We start from the raw sequence: 18,316 nt of genomic DNA, 5'->3' as shown, positions 1-18,316 counted from the left end.
TCCTACCTTTCTATAGCTACCATTAAAATATTTTTAGTATCTTTATCTATTTTAAATTTTTCACTAACCTTATATCCAACAATCCACCCAACTTCATTTCCAAAACATACTAAGGGTGTTATGTCTCTAGTCTCTCTAGGTACTTTCATATTAATAAATATGTCCTTTAACTTTTTAGTTCCTGTCATACCTAGTGGCGAAAATTTATCTCCATCTTTTCTATATCTTAATTTGATTTCTCCATTTATTTTATCCAAATCAAAATATTTTACATTATCACTTTTTTTAAGTTTTGAATTATTTATCTTTTCTAAAACCTTTGTTTCTACATATGCATCTATTGAATCACAATATTTTCTTTCATTAATATTTATATTAAATTCTAACTCATTTTTATTATTACTTTTTTGCATATATATATGTAGATTTTTATATACATTTTCAACTTTTACGTTTCCAGGTACAAGGACAAATTTACCAGTATTGTGATTATACAATTTTATTATGTCATTAATGTGACTACTTTCTATATTGTATAAGTCACCTTTAACACTTAAAATTGCTTTTCTAATAACTCTGGATACAACAGCCTTATGCTCATTAAATAGTTCACTATATATTATAACCCTATCTTCTTTTTTATCACACCATTTATGAAATTTTTCATTAGAAACTTCCTCAATAAATTCATTATCTTCATTTAATAATGTACTCATTCTGTTTAATGTTTTAACTATATCTTTATTAAAGTTTTTTTCAATATATGGTATCAACTCTAATCTGACTTTATTACGAGCATATATGCTTTCATAATTGGTTTTATCTATTGCTGGAGTTAACTTTTTATCGCTACAATAATTTTCTATTTCCACTCTAGAACATTCAATTAAAGGTCTTATAAAAACCTCATCTCTTACAGGCTTTATTCCTATTAATCCTTCACTTCCGCTACCTCTCATTATCCTCATCAAAACCGTTTCTGCTTGATCATTTAAATTATGAGCTATAGCTACCTTATTATAATTATTTTCCTCTGAAACTTTTTTGAAAAAATCATATCTAGCTTCTCTACCTGCCATTTCATGTGACATTCCAGTAGTTTTAGCCATTTCATTTATATCTATTCTCAATAAATGAAATGTTATATTTTTTTCTTCACAGTATTTTCTACAAATATCTTCATCTCTTTCTGCATCATTTGCTCTTAAAAGATGGTTTACATGTGCTGCACCTAACTCTATGTCTAATTCATCTTTTAAATCATTTAATATGTTTAAAAGCGTCATTGAATCTGGGCCACCAGATAATGCAACTAATACCTTATCCTTTTTTTCTATCATTCTATTTTTTTTAATTGTTTGTAGAACTTTATCTTTCACAAAATCACTTCCCAATTCATGTTCATCTAACCATATTAACATATATTATCTTTTAATAAAATACTATCATTCGTTTTTTTCATTTATAAAATTATAAATTATATTTTTAAACTACCATTATATAAGTTATTTTTTGACTTCATATTATACTACATAATTACTTATGTTTTCGTTTCAAAATAACACAATTTTACATATAGGTATTTTAAATTTTACACTTTATTCGATGTTTGACAATCCTAACTAATATTATTCACTTTTTAGTTTTGATTCCATTTATAGAGTTTTAAGTTCAAATTTAAATAATATACTTATTAAATGATACTACTAAGTCACCACTTATTCATATTCATAGCTAATTTAATATAGATTATTGATAAAAAAAGAAAAAAAGTGAAGAAATGTAAAAGCACACTTCTTCACATAAATATAACAGTAAATTAAGGGAGCTTTTCTAGAGGATTTATAAACTAGCTACAACTTTATAAACCCCATAGGAGAGAATCTATTTTTATTTTACTTGTTCTCAACTTTTAATTATATACATTAGACACTTTTGACACTATTACTGTCATATCATCATTCACCTTATTCTTACTAATCTTCTTCGCTTCCTCAATAATTCCATTTGCAAGTTCTTCTACATTATCTTCATGCCTTATCATATAATCTAATATCCAATCAATCCTTCCACCTTCCTCAACATCTGAAATTCCATCACTTATCATAACAATTAAATCTCCATGTTTTATTTCTCTTTTATATGTTTCAATATCCGCTTCATCTAAAACACCTATAGGTAAGCTTTTTGATTTTATAATATCTACCGTATCATCTGATTTTATAAAACTTGCTACCGCTCCAACTTTCATAAAATCTATCTCTCCTGTATATAAATCAATACTTGCTAAGTCTATAGTAGAAAACTTCTCCTCTTCACAGAATTTTAAAGTCATTATAGAGTTTACAGTGTTTATCGCTGTTATTTTACTAAATCCCGCACCAGTAAATTTCTCAATTAGTTCAACAGCCGCCTCACTCTCCCTTCCAGCTTGTGGCCCTGATCCCATACCATCACTTAATACTGTCATGTAATTTCCTATTCCCATATTTCCAAACACGAAACTATCTCCATGTACATTAAATCCTTCTTTACTTGCCTTTGCTACATAAGTATTAATTTTAAAGTTAGGTGCTTCTTCAAAAACTATAGTGCACTTATTAGTTTTTGGATTTATATTGCACTTATCTTCATTTATTATCATAGATTTTCCTGTAGCTTCATTTATTAATGGCAATATTTTATTAGAATATATTGTTAAAGACTCATATTTTTCAGAAGTTATCCTCACAACATCCCTTCCTTTATCGTCTACAATACAAAATACATCATCATAATATAAAGCATTTTTCTCTAACAACTTCAATATATCTCTTTCAAGATCTCCATCAGTTTCAATATCCTCATTAAATTCATCAACAAGCTCCTCAACAGATTTTGCCATGTTATTTATTTGATTTGATAAAAGTTCTCTCCCTTCACTTAATCTATTTCTCCACATTTCATTTATTATATATTTATTTACAACATCTTCTGAATTTCTAGTTAATGCTCCTTTCTTTAAACATTTTCTTTCTAATTCTATTGGAAAACCTCCTATATTTTTTTGTTTATTTTCTATAAGTTCTGCAAATGCACTATACGTTGCATGATGCTCCCTACTCCAACATATACAATTAGCATTGCACTCCGAACAAACTCTCGTAGCTAAATTATCTATAAGTTCAGCACTTTTCGTTTGCATCATAAGTTTATCATTATCTACTAAATCAGCTAAAATCGTAGACATATTCTCTAACACATCAGAAAAACTATCTAATTTTCCTAAATATATATTTCTTATATTGTTTAAATAATTTCTATCTAAATTAATCTTTTTCTTTTCACTATTTATTTCTGCTTCTATATTATTATAAAATTTCGAAGGTATTAGAAAGAATAATCCTACTGCAATAATTCCGTCTATAAGTGCAAAATTTTTATCTGGTAAATTTACACTTGACGTGATTATATATACTCTTGCAATAAGAAATGTAACCAAAAATGATATTGCAACAAAACTCTTCCCAGCTTCTTTAAAAGCTCCAGCTATTAATCCAACCATTCCAAGTACTGCAATATACAAAAGTATTGATTGATTACTCATTCCAATTATAGCTCCCATTGATATACCAACAGTTGCACCTATTGCACTACCACTAGTAAAACTAAAAAGAAGTACAATAGTAAAAGCTAATATGTTAGTTAATGAAACTCCAAATAATTCAATTCCCCAAGTTCCTGCAACTAATATTGAAACTACTAGTGACATACAAATAATTTCTTCATCTCTAAATAAATGTTTTGTTTTTATTTCTTTAAAGAATGTATTACTTGTTTGTAACATAAAATATATTGGGAATATACAGCAAAGACTAGTTACAGTAACAACTAATGACATTGTAAAATTAAACTCATTACTAAATAAGTTATATATCAAAATTGTAGAAGAAAGAACTGCTGCCATAGCTATTTTTCTTTTCTTTTCATCTAACTTTGTTTTTGATAATGTTAGTGCCATAATTGTAACTATAGGAACTAATGCATAATACATACTTGCATTTTTTATATACTTTTCCATTGTTATATATCCAAGCAATGTTCCAAAAGCTGAAATTAATGACATCTTGCTATTTTTGTTACTTAATACAACTATTAAAAACGCAATACCAAAAGGAGCTGTGCTATTTATCATCATTGTTCTACTTATAAAAATACTCATAATAAATAAAATTCCGGCTTTTAAATATATGTTTTTACTACTCTCCTCACATTTAGTTGTATTTATCTTTCTAATTCTTTCATATGAATTTATTTCTGCACCATATTGCACTTAAATCACCCACCTATTAATTTATAAATTTATTATAACAAGGCTTACTGGAAATTAATGTCATTCGATGGGGTTGTCCATTAAGTTTTTTCTGACATGAATTTTTTATTTTTTACTTTTAAATTACTTGCTAAAAAGTCATCTAAATGGCTAGCTTTTACATTATATGGTAATTATTGGGTTTGTTTTTCCATTTAAAATTTGAATTAAATATATGTTTAATGTTGTCATATCAAAGTGGTTTTTATTATAAAATAGGATTTTTTTAATTAATTTTTGTGTAATAAATTTGGTAACAGATTTTTATGTGGTTAGATGTCAAAATTTATTAAGAGAAATAAAAAAAGACTTGCCATTGCAAATCTTAATGTGGTAGCGGAAATAGGACTTGAACCTACGACACTTCGGGTATGAACCGAATGCTCTAGCCAGCTGAGCTATTCCGCCATGTTGGTTGCGGGGGCAGGACTTGAACCTACGACCTTCGGGTTATGAGCCCGACGAGCTACCAGCTGCTCCACCCCGCGATATTGGTGCTTGAGACCGGAATCGAACCGGTACGGTGTTTAACCACCGCAGGATTTTAAGTCCTGTGCGTCTGCCTGTTCCGCCACTCAAGCGTATTCAATTTACATTGCTTTGTGTTTTGTTTCGTCGCTTTCAGTTCCCAGCGACAATATTTATTATAGTGGAATCACACCTTCTTGTCAACACTTTTTCTACATTTTTTTTGTGTTTTTTAAAACAGTCCTCAAACGCAGTGTTTTAAAGGCTTTCAGATATATTAGTATACTCCATATTCATTAAAAGTATGTATTTTTTATAAAAAAAAGTATAAAAAATAGCTTACAAATTTCATTTTATCCCTCTTAAAAATTATAAATTATATATAATAGCAAGGTTGAAACCTCGCCTACCGATCTGTTGGCACTCACCTACAGAGATTGGCACTAATTGATACTCTGCAATGGACATTTGATAATTGTGGATAGTTGACAGTTTCTATATAAAAAAAAGGAACGTTATTTAAACGTTCCTTTTGAAAGATTTATATTAATAACTTGAGCTTTTTCTTGAATAGCCACGACCTTTATTGTCTTGACTTTTTTTCAAATCTTGAAATCTTTCTTCACTGTCTTTTGAGAATTTAGATAACATATCTTCAAAAGATGATGAAGTAGCTTTAGCTTTTTCTTTATCCCAATCTATTTCAGCAGGTTTCATAGATTTTTTAGGTACACCTGCTTGTTTTATTGATAGACTCATTTTTCCATTGTCATCAACTGAGATAATTTTAACTTTTACAACATCATTTTCTTTTAAATGTTCTCTAACATCCTTTACAAAAACATCAGATACTTCTGAAATGTGTACAAGTCCTGTTTTACCTTCCACTTCTACAAAAGCTCCAAAATTAGTAATATTCACAACTTTACCTTCTACAATACTTCCAGCCTTTAAGGTCATATTAAAAAGACTCCTCCTTAAATAATGTTTAAATTTATATTATGTTAAAAAACATAAATGCTTATTTTTTGTTTACACTTTCATCTATTACAGGCGTCTCACCATCTTTAATAAGACCAAGTTTTTCACGAGCTAGCTTTTCAATGTATTTGTCTGTTTTAGATAATTCTATCTCATCCTGTAATTTTATATTTTCTTCTTTTAGTTTTTTAGATTCAACAGTGTAACCATCTAGATTATTTTTTTGTCTCTTCATTATTATTTGTTGATTTATCAAAGTGCCCGTTAAATAAATACCTAGAACCCCTAGTATACAGTACTTCGTTTTTTTCTTCAATATTCCATTCACCACCTAAAACGAATAATACCCTTAATTATATCCTCAACAAAATAAAATATACTTATTAACTAACTCATAAGTATATTTTAATTTGTATTTTCAATTAGTTCAAGTTATTTTGTGTTAATTTTTAATTTTTCCGTTTATTTTATATATGCAAAATCTTACAGGATAAGACACAAGGTAAAAGATTACTCTTATTATTTTTGTAAAGCTATGTAATAGCTTGTTTAAAATGTCTATAAACGTAGAACTTATAACCTTTATGTATATTAATAATCCTGTCAGTATATAAACAAAAACATTAAAATTCATATATGCGTAATTAGTATACATCATGAATAGAAATACTATGCAGCCAGTAGCTATCCAAAACAATACATCTTCTACTACCGTTACTATCTTGCCTATATTTTCAAAACCTCTAATTATTCTATATAAATCAAATAGAACTCCTATAAGAACTCCACTTACCAAACTAAAAATGAACAACAATAGTTGCCTCTCCATTGTTAACAACATAATTTAGTTACCTAAAAAGCTTTGAAAAAGCACCTTTCCCTTTTCTTGGTTTCTTTTCCTCACTAGTGTAAACTATATAATCTATCTTTCCACTAATCATTACATCACCATTTTGCACATCTAATTTGTTCATTTTTAAGTTACTACCTCTTATCTCCATTGAACCTAACACAGTTGTCAAAAGAATTTTCTCATCATCAAAACTTATTATTTCTTGAACTCCATTAAGTGTCATCTTTTTTCTTGAATCTAATGTCAAATAACTTTTTTTATCTTCTATTTTATTATTTTTATTTTCCATATGGTCCTCCTTGCATATTCTCTCCATAAATATAGTATTTCTATAGTATATATATATGCTTGAAAATGGAAAATATTTTAAATTCATATGTACTTCTTAACTTATTTAATAAATTAGTTCTAAATATTATATCTTAATTTTTTTATATTCATATCAAAAACGCCAAGATTGAAATCTCAGCTACTAAGGTGAAAAGATTAATATGCAATATATATTTTATGTAGGGTGGAATTCATTCCAGCCATTTAAATATACAAATAAGGGTATTATGAATGAAATGAATAATATTATAAATAACTGTCAAATGTCCATTGTCAACTGTCAATTGGTAAAGTAGGCGAGGTTTTAACTTTGCAATTGCATGATGTTATATTAAAAATTATATCCATATTGAAAACCGCCAAGATTGAAGTCTCAGCTACTAAGGAGAAAGAAGTTAAGATAATCTCTACCATAACTTTTCACCTTTCACTCTTAACTCTTACTTGGTTCCAAATATAAAAATAGCAATAACCTATAAGAGTTATTCATGTTTCAGTTGAGAGTTTTAACTCTAAGTTTTAATCTGTATTTTTAAAATTGTCAATTTTCAATTGTCAACTGGTCCCATATATAAATATAGCAATGAACTGTAAGATTAGTACTATCATTTGAGAAATACATTACTTTAAATTTGAACTTGGAACCCTATATTATATCTTAATTAAAAAAAATTTTGCGTAAAGTATCTATCTCCTTTACACAAAATTTCTTTATTATTCTTTATCTTCTTCACCAGATATTATTTCATACAATCCTTTAGCATCTTCTTTTGTAACATGTGATGCTATGTTTATAATTCTTGCTTTTAAAACTTGAGTTGCAAATTGTATTTCTATAATATCCTCTTCTTTTACATTTGTTCCCGCTTTAGCAACTTTTCCGTTGATAAGAACTCTTCCACTTTCACAAACTTCTTTCGCAACAGTTCTTCTTTTTATTATTCTTGAAACTTTTAAATACTTATCTAATCTCATTTTTTACTCCTACTCTAATTGATATAATATTCTGTACCTTTGAGAAGTTTTAAATTTTAACAAATAAACCTTCAAAGTTATTATCTCTTTAAATATCATAACATATATATGCTATATATTTAAAAAAAACCCAGAAAATTTCTAGGTTTTTAACAATATATTTTTATATATAATTATTTGTTAACTATATCTTTGAATTCTTTTCCAGCTTTGAAAACAGGTGCTTTTGATGCTGGGATATCTATTTCTTCTTTAGTTCTTGGGTTTCTTCCTTTTCTAGCTGCTCTTTCTCTAGTTTCGAAAGTTCCAAATCCTACTAATTGAACCTTTTCTCCTCTTGCTAAAGCCTCTTCAACACTTTCTATGAATGACTTTAAAACAACTTCAACATCTTTTTTAGTTAAACCTGATTTTTCTGCCATGCTTGTAACTAATTCTAATTTATTCACAATAGTACCTCCTTAATATTAAAACGCTTCTTCATTCATAACTTCATATACATTGAATATAAGATAGCATATTATCGACATATTTTTCAAGCTAAATTTTATTTATTTTTACTAAAAGTTTGAAATTTATCTATGCTTTGCTTCTTCCCATAACTCATCCATTTCTTCAAGTGTCATGTCCAAAAGGTTTAAGTTTCTGTCTCTTGCACAATCTTCTATAAATTTAAAGCGCTTTATAAACTTATCTATAGTATAATTTAAAGCAATTTCAGGGTCTATGTCAAGAAGTCTTGCAATATTTACTGTTGCAAATATTAAATCTCCCACTTCTTCTAGTATTCTTGACTGGTTTTCGCCATTATATACATCTTTTATCTCATTTAATTCTTCAATAACTTTATCCATAGCAGGATTTACATCATCCCAATCAAATCCTACCTTTGCAGCCTTTTTCTGAACTTTGTCTGCTTTTAATAAAGCTGGTAGCATTTTAGGTACATTTAGCATATCTTCTGTATAACTATCGTACTTCTTTTCTTCTTTCTTTATAGTTTCCCAATTTTTTAATACTTCATCACTATCTTTTACAACAGTATCTGAGAAAATATGTGGATGTCTATTTATCATTTTATCACATATGCCTCTTATTACATCATTTATATTAAAAAATCCTTCTTCTTTACTTATTTGAGCATGGAAAACTACTTGAAGTAGTAAATCCCCTAGTTCTTCTTCTAAGTTTATGTCATCTTCGTTATCTATAGCTTCTATAACTTCATAGCACTCTTCTATTAAACATCTTTTTAATGATTCATGAGTTTGCTCTAAATCCCAAGGGCAACCATCTTCACTTCTTAAAGTATTCATTATTTTTAATAAATCATGAAAATCTTTAACTTCATCCAACTTTTTAGGAATATATATAGATGTTAAATAATCTATATCTTCTTGTCTATCTAGTTCATATAATTTTATTTTTCTTATACTCTCTAAACCTTGCACTCCTGCTGCTCTAACAAAGTATATTTCTGTCTCGTCATTGTAATATTCTAATAATGCAAGCTTTGTTTCTGATGCTATAAACTTATTATAAACCTGTGTTATTATTAATCCTACTCTTTTATCTAAAATTTGATTATTTATATCAAATGCATCTATTATTTTTATTCCGCTTATAGGATCTATTTTTAAACTTTCCATAACAGCATCTACAAAACTAACTGCTGGCTCTATTTTGTATGGAATATTAAGTTCTTCACATTTTTTTATTAATAACGTAACTGAATTCTCTGCAACTAATGGATGCCCTGGCACTGCATACACAATTTCATCATTAGTTTCATATTTTTTTATAATGTCATCAGCTATAGACATATATACTTCATCAAAACTCTTGCTTTTTTCATACATACAATCATAGCTTTCAAATTTTACTCCTAAGGACTTTAAGTACTCTACATTTGGATGCTTTTCAGTTCTAAATAAAACAGTTTCACTGTTTCTTAAAAGTTCTAAAGTTCCAACTGTAAGCGCTTCTTTAGCCCCAGGTCCTAATCCTACTATTTTAATCATTGGCTTCACGCTCCCTATATTTTATGCTTTTTCATAGGATTTCAAAATATATTTTTAAATTATACTTTTATCAATTTGAAAATTCAAGTTTATAATTTATTCATAATTATAATTTTAAATTCTATACCTATATTAAAATAAATAAACATTATATTTTAAGCTCTAAATGTTTGTTGAAATTTCCAATTATAATTACAATAGGCCTTTAAATAATTGATGTATAAATAAAAATTTTAGTTTTGTTTTCCCATAAAATTAAACATTAATCTTTGCAGTTTTTTTATCTCTTTTTATATCATTTATATCAAATACTTTTAATACTAGTATTAATACGCCATATACAATTTCACCCGCTATAATAGCTACTAAACAAGCTATTGTATTGCTTATTGTATAATTATAGACAGTATTATATATGAATACAACCACAACAGTCATAAATAAAGTTGATATTGCTGGTTTTATTAAACTTTCCATAATATTTAATTTTACATCAAACACTTTTTTAATTTGTCTCATATTCAAAAATACTGTTACCATATATCCACACATTGTTCCTATAACAGCACCATATATGTTTATTACTGTTATAGGTATTAATACATAACTTATAATTACTTTAACTATGCAACCTATAGCTAAATTATAAACTGGTTTTAAATAATTGCCAACACTTTGAAGAAGTGCTGTAGTTGTTTGAGTTATTACTATAAACGGTACTGTAAGCGAAACGAATTTAAGTATATTATATCCCCCAACATCTTTCATAAAAATTAAATGCATTATAGGTGCTGCTAAAGTATATAATCCCATTGTGCATGGCAATGCTATTATAAAAGATAATTTAAAAGACATATCAACTCTTCTATTTAGTTCAAATTTATGCCCTGCAGCATAAGCTTCTGCAATTATAGGAACCAATGTTGAACAAAGTGCAATAGATAATGCAAGTGGTACATTTGCAAGAGTCATTGCCTTACCTGTTAATTGTCCATAAAGAACTGTACTTTCTGATATGTCAAAACCTGCTTTTAAAAGTCTTTCTGGAACTATCATTGAATCAATTAGTGACATAACTGTTCCAACAGCTGCTCCTAACGATATAGGAAGTGCAGCTTTAGCTATTTCTCCTAACATGCTCTTAGATTTCTTTGTAACATAATGTCTTTGAGTATTCTTATATCTCAAGTATGCAGATATTAAATATATAGTACCCATGACTCCACCAATAACAGTACCTATTGCAGCTCCTCCTGCACCATAAGCTATTCCTCTAGATACTAACACATAAGTAAAAAACACTCCGCCTATTACTCTACCGAATTGTTCTATTACTTGAGACACACCTGTATAAGTCATGTTTTGCATACCTTGGAAAAAGCCTCTTAAGGTACACATTATACACACAAATATTGGTGCTACTGCTATTACCATAAAGGCTATATATGAATTTTCATGCCACTTCATACCTCTTATTATAGGTTTTGCAAAGAACATCATTAAAAGTGATACAATTATTCCAAGCGGAAGCATAAATCTAAATGTATCCCTTAATACTTTTGTTGCTCCATCATAATCTTTTTTTGCATTTAATTCTGCAATTATCTTTGACATGGCTATCGGAACACCTGATGCTAATGCTACAAATGTCATATATAAAGGATACGACATCTGATAATATCCCATTCCTTCATCACCTATCAAAGCTTGTATAGGTATTCTAAAAAATAAACCTAAAAACCTTGCAAAAATAGCTGTAAAACCTAGTATCATTGTGCCCTTTACAAGCGATTGCTTCTTCATATTAGTTTCCCCCCAAATATTTTTTTAATATCAATATTATCTATTTAAAATTTATTGATTTCTTTTTTTATTTTCATATGAAGTTTGTCCATCTTTTTTTAATCCAATAACAACTATTAGATCAGTTGAATTTATATTTTAATATTACTTTTTAGATTTTTATTTTTATTATTTTTCTTTGAATTCTATATATTTAAATAAATCATTTTATATGTATACTTTATTTTCAAATTTTCAATTTTATTACTTTTGAAACTAATATATTGAATAAATAATTCTTATAAATACATGGTTTTTCAATTTTAAAATTTCCATTTTTACTTAAACAAGTTTATCTCTAAACTAAATTCTTGATTTTAATATAAAAAATGAATTTGAACATTTATTCTCATATTTATCCATGACTTTGTAAATATTTTATTAATATTTTATTATGCAGTTTATTTGTCTTTTTTATGTCAATATTAATAAATGGTGGTTGCAGGGCAATAAAAAAATAATGGCATATAAATGCCATTATTGTTCCATTTGTTTTGCTAAGAAGGCGGATGCTGTTTCAGCTAGTTTTAACTCTAAATCTCCGAATTTTGCATTTTCCTCTTTAGAAACTATTATTACAGCTCCTATAGCATCTCCTTCTGCAACTATCGGACTTATAACTTGAGCTTTATAAACATTCTCATCTTCACTATCATATAGTGGAACTACTTTTTCTGAACCACTTCCTAATATAACAGCTCTTCTTCCCTCCATTATGCTTTCTATATCACTTCCAACTTTTTTATCCATATATTCTTTTTTAGAGCATCCACTAACTGATATAATACTGTCTTTGTCTGCTACTATTACTATATTTCCTATTGTTTGTTGAAGTGCTTCTGCATATTCTTTAGAAAACTCACTTAGCTCTTCAATTGGAGAGTATTTTTTTAATATAACTCCACCTTCTCTGTCTGTGAATATTTCAAGTGGATCTCCTTCTCTAATTCTAAGAGTTCTTCTTATTTCTTTTGGTATAACAACACGACCTAAATCATCTATACGTCTTACTATTCCTGTAGCTTTCATTATTTGATTCCTCCTAATAAGTTCAGTTAATTGTTTTATGTTGTGCTATTATTATCCTTCTATTTTTGAAATTTTATACACTATTATATAAATATTAGATTTATTTTAGTGAAATTTTTCATAATAAACCTATAAAATTATATATTACTAAATTTTTTGTCCTCTTTGTACCTGAGATTTTACCCTAAGTTTATTATGATATGAGTATAAAATACGTTATGCAAGAATGAATTCTCGCCTACAATGGTTGGAACTTTAATTTTATTTAATTCGTTTCGTAGCTGAGGTTTTAACCTTGGCGGATTATAATGTGGGAATAAAAGCTTAAAATAATATATTTAAAATACGTCTCGCAAGAATGAATTCTCCCCTACAATGGTTGGGACTTTGTTTTGAAATTTAATTGCTCATAAAAAAAGAATTATAGTTGGGGCTTTGATTTGAGATTTAATTTATTATAATAAAAAAAGAATAGCAAATTTCTTTACTATTCTTTCCATAAACATTTTACTGTAGATTTTTTTCATATACTTTCATTTCTTTTTTAGCTTCTTCTTGCCATTTTTGTGCTGCTTCTTGCCAAGCAGTATTTTGTTTATTAGTTAGTAATTCAGATTTTATTTGTTCTTTTAAACCGTCTAAAGGTTTTACTGGATACTCTTTTTTGTCATAACATTTTATGATATGATATCCAAATTGAGTGTGAACAGGTGCTGTAGTGTATCCACCTTTAGTTAAAGGCATTGCAAACTGCATAAATGTTGGATCCATTCCTGAGTTTACATAGTTAACCCATCCTAAATCTTCAAATCTATTCTCTTTTGCTGCTTCACCTTGTTTATCTGCTGATTCATCTTTTTTCTCTTCGTCTTTTTTGTCTTCAGATTTATTAGCATTCTTTTCTTCTTGAGCTTTCTTAACTTCATTTCCAAGCTCATCAAAGTCTTTTCCTTCTCCTAATTTTTTAATTATATCATTAGCTTCGTCTTCAGTTTGAACTAAAATATGTTTTAACTGAGTTTGATTTGGTTTTTCTGTATATTCCATTTGATTAGAGTCATATTGTTTTTTAACCTCTTCATCAGTAACTTCAATATCCTTAATTACATGCTCATGTAACTTTTCAGATACTAATTGGAATTTTATATTTTGTTTTAAGCTTTCTTCTGTTTCACCAGTTTGTTTTAAAGCCTCTTTGAATTTATCTTCACTATCAAAAGAATCAACTATTTTCTTGTATTCTTCGTCTACATATTTTTTAGTTTCTTCTTCAGTTGGCATAGCTTTTAATTCTTCTGCCTTTTTCTCTATAATTTTTTGAGTAACCATATTATCTAATACTTTTTGTCTGTATTGTTTTAATACGTTTTTACCCTCTTCTGTATTTTCATAGTTTTCTCCATTTTGAGCTTTCATTTGATTTTTAACTGGAGCTAATTTTTCATCAATTTCTCCTCTTGTAATTTTCTCACCATAAATTTTAGCTGCTGTAGCTTTTGCTAATCCTTCAGGTGTTCTTTCAATTAAATTACATCCTGCTAATAGTGATGCAGTCATTATAGTCATCATAGCCACTGCTATTATCTTTTTAACACGTTTCACTGTTATCTCGTTGCCAATAATTTTTAAATCCTATGTAATTTCTGCAAAATTCATTAGAAACCATTTAGATTTATCTATTTTTATTGCAACAATTCACCCCTTCCATTTGGTATTTTATAAATTTTAAAAAAATTAAGATTAAAACTAAACCAAGGTTAATTTTAAAATATCAATATTGCATATGTGTGACATTTACATTATTTTATCACATCTTTTTCATTTTTAACATATTTAACCATTAATTTAAGTTTTTCTACTTACTTTTCTCCACAGAACCCGTTTCACCATTTTTAAGTTCTATCATGTATTTTACCATGTCAATTAAGTCTTTTAAAAGATCATTTTTCTTGCTATCTACAATTTTGTATGCTAAAGCTGGAGTATCTCCTAGTTTGAAAGTAATAGTTTTTATATACTTATCAAGAATTCCAGTTATTATACTTTGTGTCAAATACTTTTTATTTTCAAAAGTTATTAGAACTTCACTTTTATTCTCTTTTATTTCAATTATGCCAAGTTCCCTTGCCAAACATCTTAAATATGCTATATCCATAAGATTGTACACTGATTTTGGAATATCTGAAAATCTATCTTCTATTTCCTCTTGTAATTCCATCATGTATTCATAGCTATCTATTGCAGCTATTTTCTTATACACTTCTATTTTTTGAGTTTCATCAATTATATAATTTGCTGGTATATAAGCATCTGTTTTTAATTCTACAGTTGTTTCTAGAGGTTCATTTTCAATTTCACCTTTTATAATTTTTATAGTGTCTTCAAGCATTCTACAATATAAATCATACCCAACTACAGCCATATGTCCATGCTGTGATGATCCCATTATATTTCCTGCTCCCCTTATTTCTAAATCTCTCATTGCAATTTTAAATCCTGAACCAAGCTCTGTAAAATCTTTTATGGCTTTTAATCTTTTCTCTGCAACTTCCGTTAAAATCTTATCTTTTGTGTATGTGAAATATGCATACGCTATTCTATTACCTCTTCCAACCCTACCTCTTAACTGATAAAGTTGAGAAAGTCCCATTTTATCTGAATCATAGATAATCATAGTGTTTGCATTTTGTATATCTATTCCTGTTTCAATTATAGTTGTACATACTAAAATATCATATTTATAATCAGTAAAATCTAATATTATTTGCTCTAGTTCTTTTTCTGACATTTGTCCATGTGCTATTGCAACATTTGCTTCTGGAATAAGCTTTTGTATGTATGCAGCCATGTCTTTTATTGTTTCAACTCTATTATATACAAATAATATTTGACCTTCTCTATTGATTTCCCTCATTATAGCATCTCTTACTAATTGCTCATTAAACTCAACTACATACGTTTGAATAGGGTATCTATTTTCTGGTGGAGTTTCTATAACACTTATATCCCTTACACCCGTTAGTGACATATGAAGTGTTCTTGGTATAGGTGTTGCTGATAATGTTAGAACCTCAACATTCTTTTTCATGTTCTTTATTTTTTCTTTATGAGTAACTCCAAATCTTTGCTCTTCATCTACAATTAAAAGTCCTAAATCCTTAAACACAACATCTTTTTGAAGTAATCTATGTGTTCCTACAAGTATATCTACATTTCCTTCTTTTAGTTCTTTTAATGTATTTTTTATCTGAGCAGAAGTTCTAAATCTACTAACCATATCAACACTTAATGGGAAGTCTGAAAATCTTTTCATCATATTTTTATAATGTTGTTGTGCTAATATTGTTGTTGGAACTAAAAATGCTACTTGTTTACCTTCCATTACACATTTAAATGCAGCTCTAAGTGCAACTTCAGTTTTACCATAACCAACATCACCACATAAAAGTCTATCCATTGGCTTATCACTTTCCATATCCTTCTTGATATCATCAATGGATGTTAATTGATCTGGTGTTTCATCAAATGGAAATTCCTCTTCAAACTGTTTTTGCCAAACAGTATCTTTTGTGTATTTATGTCCCTTTATTTGAGCTCTTGTTGCATATAATTTAACTAAATCTTCTGCTATATCTTCTATAGATTTTTTAACCTTATTTTTAGCTTTTACCCATTCTGCACTACCAAGCTTATTTATCTTAGGCGGATTACCGTCTCCCCCTATATACTTTTGAACTAAATCTAATTGTTCTGCTGGAACATATAAAGTATCTCCATTATTGTAGCTTAACTCTAAGAAGTCTTTTTTATTTCCTTGAACTTCTAATTGTTTTATTCCTTTGTATACACCTACTCCATGGTTTACGTGAACAACATAATCTCCAAGTTTTAATTCTGTAAAACTCTTGATTTTGCTAGCACCCTTTACCTTTTTCTTTCTTGAACTCTTTCTTTTAGATTGTCCAAATACTTCCTTATCAGATATTACACATATTTTAAGACTTGGATATTCAAATCCTTTTAATAAATTACCAAAAGTTACAACAACTTCTCCAAATTGAATATTATCAATTGTATCCTTATAAACAGCTTCTATATCTCTATCCTTAAGTGTGTCTATAAGCCTTTCTCCTCTTGTTCTTGTACCTGATAATATCACAGTCTTATATCCTTTTTTCTTCTTTTCCTTTATATCCTCTATGAGCATATCTAATTGACCATGATAATCATAAATTGTTACTTGAGAAAAACTTGAAATACTACGTGGTTTTAAAATCTTAGTTGATTTTGCCATTGCATCAACAGTTATAGTGTTTTTATTTTCTAAAAATTCTATAACTGATTTCGGTGGAATTAATAATTCACCTTGTCTTGGAAGAATATTTCCTCTATTTAAAAATGTTTCAAAATTTTGTTCAAATTCATAATATACACTTTCTAATTTCCCATTACATCTTTGAACTTCATCCACTATTACATAACAGTCTTTGAAATAATCAAATAATGTTGCTGTGCTTTCATAAAAATATGGCATGTAGCTATCTATTGTTTCAAAACTCCATGTTTCTTTAAGACTTTCTAGATTTCTAGTTATAATTGCATTTAATCTTTCTTTAGAATCTGAATCTTTCTTTTTGGTAAAGTTTTTAATCATGTCTTTAAAGTCAGATTCTATGCCCTTACATGCTTCTTCTATACTATCACTATTTATTATGATTTCTTTTGCAGGAAACACACTTACAGTTTTAACCTTGTCTATGCTTCTTTGGCTATCTGGATTAAAAGTTCTTATAGAATCTATTTCCTCATCAAACCATTCAATTCTATATGGGTATGCACCTATAGGAGGATATAAATCTAATATTCCTCCCCTTAAAGAAAACTGTCCTTTTGACTCTACAATGTCGCATCTTTCATATCCACATTCTATAAGTTTTTCTGCAAACTCTTTAATATCTACTGTATCTCCAACTTTAAATGAAAACATATATTTTTTAAACAATTCTACTGGAGTATAAGTAGATAAAAGTACATCTATAGATGCAACAACTATCTGAGATTTTTTCTTTAACATGCTACTTAGTATTTTAAGCCTTTCCCATCTTAAATCTCCTGATATTGCGTCTACATTATAAAACACTATTTCCCTAGATGGAAAATAGCTTATATCATTTACATATAAACTTAAGTCTTCATATATATTTTTAGCTTCAACATCACTATGAGTTACTATTAATATTTTTTCATTTATATGCTCATATATAGAATTTATTAAATAACTTTTCGCTGATTCCGACACTCCATACACAGCAATTGGAAACTCATTTTTATCTATACTTTGAGATATAACTTTAAATTCACTACTATTCCTAAGTGGAGCCATAAGTCCATTCAATCTCAAAATTATCACCTCTACTAAAATATCTATTTTAAAAATTGCTACAAATTAGTTCATATAATATATAT

Annotated in this window: 13 protein-coding genes and 3 tRNA genes; all 16 read right to left on the bottom strand. The window is 27.9% G+C overall.

Features of this window, described 5'->3' with window-relative positions; translation table 11 throughout:
* Window positions 1–2 precede the first annotated feature (2 nt).
* Entirely contained in the window at window positions 3–1,379 is a 1,377-nt protein-coding gene (gene tilS, locus AC07E4_RS03660) for a tRNA lysidine(34) synthetase TilS (RefSeq protein ID WP_187372154.1), read from the bottom strand.
* Window positions 1,380–1,912: 533 nt separating this feature from the next.
* The gene (spoIIE, locus tag AC07E4_RS03655; protein WP_478215756.1) at window positions 1,913–4,312 is read right to left on the bottom strand and encodes a stage II sporulation protein E; all 2,400 of its coding nucleotides are present in this window, start codon (window positions 4,310–4,312) and stop codon (window positions 1,913–1,915) included.
* Window positions 4,313–4,682: 370 nt separating this feature from the next.
* Window positions 4,683–4,759, bottom strand: a tRNA-Met gene (locus tag AC07E4_RS03650).
* Between the two features lie 4 nt (window positions 4,760–4,763).
* Window positions 4,764–4,839 (bottom strand) — tRNA-Met (locus AC07E4_RS03645).
* A gap of 4 nt (window positions 4,840–4,843) precedes the next feature.
* Window positions 4,844–4,932, bottom strand: a tRNA-Leu gene (locus tag AC07E4_RS03640).
* A gap of 433 nt (window positions 4,933–5,365) precedes the next feature.
* The gene (locus tag AC07E4_RS03635) at window positions 5,366–5,779 is read right to left on the bottom strand and encodes a S1 domain-containing RNA-binding protein (protein WP_040330858.1); all 414 of its coding nucleotides are present in this window, start codon (window positions 5,777–5,779) and stop codon (window positions 5,366–5,368) included.
* A 61-nt stretch (window positions 5,780–5,840) separates the two neighbouring features.
* Window positions 5,841–6,116: a septum formation initiator family protein gene (locus AC07E4_RS03630; protein ID WP_187372155.1), complete on the bottom strand. Its 276-nt coding sequence runs from the start codon at window positions 6,114–6,116 to the stop codon at window positions 5,841–5,843.
* 126 nt (window positions 6,117–6,242) lie between these two features.
* Window positions 6,243–6,629 (bottom strand): spore cortex biosynthesis protein YabQ, encoded by a 387-nt coding sequence (yabQ, locus tag AC07E4_RS03625; RefSeq protein ID WP_478215755.1) that lies wholly within the window; start codon window positions 6,627–6,629, stop codon window positions 6,243–6,245.
* 19 nt (window positions 6,630–6,648) lie between these two features.
* Window positions 6,649–6,942 (bottom strand): sporulation protein YabP, encoded by a 294-nt coding sequence (gene yabP, locus AC07E4_RS03620; protein ID WP_040330860.1) that lies wholly within the window; start codon window positions 6,940–6,942, stop codon window positions 6,649–6,651.
* A gap of 755 nt (window positions 6,943–7,697) precedes the next feature.
* On the bottom strand, window positions 7,698–7,958 hold the full coding sequence (locus AC07E4_RS03615; RefSeq protein WP_040330861.1) for an RNA-binding S4 domain-containing protein: 261 nt from the start codon (window positions 7,956–7,958) through the stop codon (window positions 7,698–7,700).
* Window positions 7,959–8,131: 173 nt separating this feature from the next.
* Entirely contained in the window at window positions 8,132–8,407 is a 276-nt protein-coding gene (locus AC07E4_RS03610; RefSeq protein WP_040330862.1) for an HU family DNA-binding protein, read from the bottom strand.
* A 126-nt stretch (window positions 8,408–8,533) separates the two neighbouring features.
* The gene (yabN, locus tag AC07E4_RS03605) at window positions 8,534–9,979 is read right to left on the bottom strand and encodes a bifunctional methyltransferase/pyrophosphohydrolase YabN (protein ID WP_478215754.1); all 1,446 of its coding nucleotides are present in this window, start codon (window positions 9,977–9,979) and stop codon (window positions 8,534–8,536) included.
* Between the two features lie 255 nt (window positions 9,980–10,234).
* Window positions 10,235–11,782 carry a putative polysaccharide biosynthesis protein gene (locus AC07E4_RS03600; RefSeq protein WP_478215753.1) on the bottom strand — a complete coding sequence of 516 codons (1,548 nt, stop codon included), beginning with the start codon at window positions 11,780–11,782 and terminating at the stop codon, window positions 10,235–10,237.
* Window positions 11,783–12,298: 516 nt separating this feature from the next.
* Window positions 12,299–12,850 (bottom strand): stage V sporulation protein T, encoded by a 552-nt coding sequence (spoVT, locus tag AC07E4_RS03595; RefSeq protein WP_040330866.1) that lies wholly within the window; start codon window positions 12,848–12,850, stop codon window positions 12,299–12,301.
* Window positions 12,851–13,357: 507 nt separating this feature from the next.
* Window positions 13,358–14,452: a SurA N-terminal domain-containing protein gene (locus AC07E4_RS03590; RefSeq protein WP_478215752.1), complete on the bottom strand. Its 1,095-nt coding sequence runs from the start codon at window positions 14,450–14,452 to the stop codon at window positions 13,358–13,360.
* Window positions 14,453–14,705: 253 nt separating this feature from the next.
* A complete protein-coding gene (mfd, locus tag AC07E4_RS03585) occupies window positions 14,706–18,251 on the bottom strand; it encodes a transcription-repair coupling factor (RefSeq protein ID WP_478215751.1) in 3,546 nt (1,181 codons plus the stop codon).
* Between the last annotated feature and the right edge of the window lie 65 nt (window positions 18,252–18,316).

Source organism: Clostridium amazonense, assembly GCF_056431285.1.
Note: the sequence above shows the minus strand (reverse complement) of the source record. Positions and strands in the feature narration are given on the sequence as shown.

Coding starts and splice junctions, on each gene's coding strand:
- yabP (WP_040330860.1), bottom strand. CDS start 6,942: ATGGAAAATAAAAATAATAAAATAGAAGATAAAAAAAGTTATTTGACA.
- yabQ (WP_478215755.1), bottom strand. CDS start 6,629: ATGGAGAGGCAACTATTGTTGTTCATTTTTAGTTTGGTAAGTGGAGTT.
- AC07E4_RS03600 (WP_478215753.1), bottom strand. CDS start 11,782: ATGAAGAAGCAATCGCTTGTAAAGGGCACAATGATACTAGGTTTTACA.
- AC07E4_RS03635 (WP_040330858.1), bottom strand. CDS start 5,779: ATGACCTTAAAGGCTGGAAGTATTGTAGAAGGTAAAGTTGTGAATATT.
- yabN (WP_478215754.1), bottom strand. CDS start 9,979: ATGATTAAAATAGTAGGATTAGGACCTGGGGCTAAAGAAGCGCTTACA.
- spoVT (WP_040330866.1), bottom strand. CDS start 12,850: ATGAAAGCTACAGGAATAGTAAGACGTATAGATGATTTAGGTCGTGTT.
- AC07E4_RS03615 (WP_040330861.1), bottom strand. CDS start 7,958: ATGAGATTAGATAAGTATTTAAAAGTTTCAAGAATAATAAAAAGAAGA.